General features: G+C 46.3%; 2 protein-coding genes. Both read left to right on the top strand.

Going from position 1 to position 5,223, the window contains the following annotated elements; all coding sequences use genetic code 11:
• The first annotated feature begins 512 nt into the window (after window positions 1–512).
• Window positions 513–2,453: a glycoside hydrolase family 97 catalytic domain-containing protein gene (locus tag ACJ751_RS27355; RefSeq protein ID WP_407748719.1), complete on the top strand. Its 1,941-nt coding sequence runs from the start codon at window positions 513–515 to the stop codon at window positions 2,451–2,453.
• A 94-nt stretch (window positions 2,454–2,547) separates the two neighbouring features.
• Complete coding sequence (feoB, locus tag ACJ751_RS27350) at window positions 2,548–4,671, top strand: ferrous iron transport protein B (protein WP_407748718.1); 2,124 nt, start codon at window positions 2,548–2,550, stop codon at window positions 4,669–4,671.
• Window positions 4,672–5,223 lie beyond the last annotated feature (552 nt).

Genomic DNA, 5,223 nt, shown 5'->3' with positions numbered 1-5,223 from the left:
TTTCTTTTTTTCGGTACGCTTTCCCTTGGATTTTATATCGGGTTTGCCATTGCAGAGAGAAACGTAGCCCGCAATACGGAGAAGAACAAAGAAGATAGTACGAATCAGCCGCCGCCACAGAGCTAAATGACGCTTTCCCGTGCTTCTTTTCCTAATCTGGGACAACCGAAGCTTTACCGAACATTAACCGAAACGTTATCGGCTATTTTCCATAAACGGGAATTCATATTTGCCATAAACAATAACCGTTTTCAGTAGCCTGAACCTGGTGCACCAATGCCTTTCCAAAACCTGGCAATCGGTAACCGGCGACCCGAACACGGAACCTGTAACCACTATCGGCATTTCGACTTCACTCAATGCCTTCCAAGGTCTTCGACTCCGCTCAGACCCTGAAACCTGAAACCTGGAACTGGGAATTGATCTGTGTAATGTCATCCCTACATTTATTCCCGCATTTTCCTTATTTTCGACTAGCTGAATAACCATTGTACACAATAACGATTTGCCAAATGAAAAAATTGGTTGCCTTTTGCATAACCATACTGCTTATTTACAGTTCCTCTTTTGCCCAGTCTTCGGGCGTTACTATTTCCAGTCCGGATAAATCAATACAGGTTACCTGTTTGCTCGATGGCGAAGGCAAACCTTCCTATTCGGTTCAATATAAAAACAGCGTGGTGCTGGAGTCCTCACAACTTGGCCTGGTTCGCCCTGATGGCGATTTTTCAAAAGGGCTTGTAAAAACAGCTGTTACCCTGCCCACTGTTGTTAAAGACAATTACCGGCTGGTTACTGGCAAACGCCAGAACAATGTATACACCGCCAACCGCCAGGTTATTCATTATAAAAATGCCAGTGGTAGTTTACTGGATCTCATCTGGCAGGTATCGAACGATGGCGTGGCTTTCCGGTATTATTTTCCTGGTACGGCCTCCGAAGCTAAAAATATAGATACAGAATATACTTCCTTTCACCTGCCCGCTGCCGCAAAGGCCTGGCTGCAGCCCATGAGCGTGGCCAAAACCGGGTGGCAACAGGTGAACCCCTGTTATGAGGAATTTTACGAGAAAGGCATTGCCGCTGGCACGCCTTCGCCACTGAAAGCGGGTTGGGTATATCCGGCCCTGTTTCAATCGGCCGGCCACTGGCTGTTGATAACCGAAGCCGGTATGGATGGCCATTATTGCGGCACCCGGCTGGATAATGATTCGGCTAATACCAGCTATCATATTGCTTTTCCCGACGCCCGGGAAGTGATCCCAGGCAAGGGTTTTAAGCCACAGGCTACCGGGCCCCTTTACTCGCCCTGGCGCATAATCACTATTGGCAGTCTGGCCACCATTATTCAATCATCGTTGGGTACCGATCTGGCCAAGCCTGCTTCACCCACACAGAATTTTTCCTTTGCCAAAGCAGGCAAATCGGCCTGGAGCTGGGCTTTGCTGAAGGATGATTCAACGGTTTACCCCGTACAAAAGCGCTTTATTGACTATGCCGCCAATATGAACTGGCAATATTGTTTAATTGATGCCGATTGGGACATTAAAATTGGTTATGACAGTGCACAATTGCTGGTGAATTACGCCAAACAAAAAAAGGTAGGCATTTGGTTATGGTACAACTCGGCAGGAAGCTGGAACACGACGCCTTACCATCCCCGGAATAAATTGCTTACGCATGAGGACCGGGAAAAAGAATTCAGCCGCTTAGAAAAAATGGGCGTGGCCGGCGTCAAGATCGACTTTTTTGGGGGCGATGGCCAGTCGATGATCCAGTATTACATCGACATTTTAAACGACGCTGTAGCTCATCATTTAATGGTGAATTTTCATGGCGCTACCCTGCCCCGTGGCTGGCAGCGCACCTGGCCCAACTTAATGAGCACAGAAGCCATTAAGGGTTTTGAATATATCACATTTGACCAGTCGGCAGCCAATCAAGAACCCACCCATGCCGCCATGCTGCCCTTTACCCGCAATGCCTTTGACCCCATGGATTTTACGCCCGTGTGTTTATATAAAATACCCCGGATCAACCGTCAAACCACCCCGGCCTTTGAGCTGGCATTGTCGGTGCTGTTCTTGTCGGGCTCACAGCATTTTGTTGAAACACCGTCGGGGATGGCCCATATGCCTGCCTATGTAAAGGAGTTCCTGCAAAAACTGCCCACCGGTTGGGACGATGTGCGTTTCATCAATGGTTTTCCCGGCGAATTTGTGGTGCTGGCCCGTAAATCGGGTAACAAGTGGTATATCGCCGGCATCAACGGTTCCAACCAGGAAAAATCAGTATCGCTTGATCTGGCGGCCTATAAAGCCAAAAAAGCCGTGCTGCTGAAAAACAGCCAGGGCGACAATTTTATTGACCAGCAAGCTGTTACCCTTCTACCCAATAAAAAAGAAAACATTACCCTGGGCGCGCACGACGGATTTATAATGGTGCTGGAGTAAGTTTTTACTTATCTCGTAAAGCCGGGGCCGGTTAAATCGGTACTTTTGCAACCTTGTTTTAACCCTTTTGCTTAGGTGAAAGGGTATTTTAGTAATGGCGAAGACGATACATATTGCATTAGTAGGAAATCCAAACAGCGGTAAAAGTTCCCTGTTCAATGTTTTAACCGGCCTGAACCAGCAAGTGGGTAACTTCCCTGGGGTAACGGTAGACAAAAAAGTAGGTACTTGTCAATTGTCTGACGGGTTGAGCGCCTCTATTATTGACCTGCCCGGAACGTACAGCCTGTACCCCCGGCGGGAAGATGAATGGGTGGCTTACCGCGTATTAATGCGGCAGGATAAAGATGTGGAGGAACCGGAAATGGTGGTGTTGATTGCAGATGCCAGCAACCTGAAACGCAATTTGCTATTCGCCTCCCAGATCATTGACCTGAAAATTCCGGTAGTGGTGGGCCTCACCATGATGGATATTGCCCGCACCAAGGGCATTCAGATTGATGTGCCGGAACTGGAAAGAGAACTGGGTGTACCGGTAATTCCCATTAACCCCCGAAAAAACAAGGGCATTCAACCTTTAAAGAAGGCCATCGAACAAACCGCCCTGGAATTATACAAAGCGCCCGTACGCGATTTTATCAATAACGAAGCCCTGGCCCCGGCGGCCATTGGCAGCGTAAAGGAGCTGTTCCCCGAATTAAGTGATTACAAAGCCATTCATTACCTCATCAATCATGAATCTTTTGCCCTGAACAAAAACCTGCATGATAAAATAGAAGCGATTGAAGGGGCGAATAATTTCAACCATACAAAAACGCAGGCAGAAGAAATTCTACAGCGGTATCAGCGTATTGGCGCCATTCTGAAACAATCAGTAACGGAACCCTCGCCGCTGCAAAAAACCCTGTTCACCGAAAAGCTGGATAATATTTTCCTGCACCGGCGTTGGGGATACCTCATTCTGCTTTCTGTATTGTTCCTGCTGTTTCAAAGCGTGTTCTGGCTGGCCGAGTACCCGATGAATTTTATCGACTGGAGCTTTTCGCACCTCAGCAACTGGTTTAGCAATGTATTACCTGGTGGCTGGTTAACCGATCTGTTCATTAACGGTATTATGGCCGGGTTGGGTGGTATACTGGTTTTTGTACCACAGATCATGATCCTTTTTGGCCTGGTGACTATTTTAGAAGATACCGGTTATATGGCCCGCATTAGTTTTTTAACCGATAAGCTGATGCGTAAGGTGGGGTTGAACGGTAAAAGTGTAATGCCCATGATCAGTGGGTTTGCCTGCGCCGTGCCCGCCATCATGAGCGCCCGCAATATTGAAAACAAAAAAGAAAGATTACTCACCATACTGGTTACCCCATTAATGAGTTGCAGCGCCCGCCTGCCGGTATATACCATTCTGATAGGGTTGGTTATTCCGAAAAAAATGTTCCTCGGCTTTTTAGGATTGCAGGGACTGGTGATGATGGGCCTGTACTTGCTGGGACCAATTATGTCGATGCTGGTATCGTACATTGCCCGCTTTTTTATTGATATAAAAGAAAAAAGCTTTTTCATATTGGAGTTGCCGGTTTACCGTGCCCCACGCTGGAAGAATGTAATTGTAACCATGATCAACAAGGCGAAGATCTTTGTGTTTGACGCCGGCAGGGTTATTATGGTCATCAGCCTTATACTGTGGGCATTGAGCACCTATGGCCCCCGGGAAAGAATGAACGGGGTAAAGGCGCGTTACGAGCAGCAAGTAAAACTACATCCTGAACAGGAAGCAGCGCTTACCCGTTTAAAGAATACCGAATTATTGCAGAACTCCTATGCTGGTATGCTGGGTCATAGCATTGAATCCGTTATTAAGCCACTGGGGTACGACTGGAAGATTGGTATTGCTTTGATCACTTCTTTTGCCGCCCGCGAAGTTTTTGTTGGAACCATGGCTACTTTATATAGTGTGGAAGGCGGCTCTGATGCGGATGAAAGTACGCTGATGCAAAAAATGAATGCAGCAGTACGGCCCGATGGGACTAAGGTATACACACTGGCCACCGGTATTTCCCTGATGATATTTTATGCCTTCGCTATGCAGTGTATGAGCACGCTGGCCATTGTTAAACGCGAAACCCGTAGCTGGAAGTGGCCGCTTATTCAACTGGTATATATGACCGGTCTGGCATACATCATGAGCCTCATTGCCTATCAATTACTGAAATAAACATCCTTCACTTTTATAAAAAAGAAAAGGGCTCGCGAAAAAGCCCCTTTGTGTTTTGTCCAATCCATGAAAAATAAACCGTCTGAAATATCTTGACGCTATAAAAGCAATGGCAATATTCGTTTAACAGGAAACTATACGTGAAACAATCGTGCTGAGTTTGCCCGGGAACTCCAATTAACCAGCTGCTAACAAATCGGGCTAATTACCTCTAATGCATAGTCATATATATGACGCTGAATTGAATGAAAGGTTTGTTATAGAACGGTTAAATGCTATAACGACTTTAAAGTGACAATGAGTGTCGGGATGTAATGAAGATTAATATTAACTTTTTCCCTTTAATGAGATTTTAATCTCAGCGGCAAAGTTTTGTTATTGTCCTACCAATTTACTTCGCTTTTCAAGCATAACGGTTGTTCGCCATATACCATCGAGTTGGGCAATACGTTCGCGATAACCAATGTAGCGAAAGCCACATTGTTCATGTAAGTGAATACTGGCCCTGTTCTCTTCATGTATTACGCTTAACAATGACCATATTCCGTTTTG

The sequence above is a fragment of the Niastella sp. genome, from assembly GCF_045805085.1.
Classification (GTDB): Bacteria; Bacteroidota; Bacteroidia; order Chitinophagales; family Chitinophagaceae; genus Niastella.
Note: the sequence above shows the minus strand (reverse complement) of the source record. Positions and strands in the feature narration are given on the sequence as shown.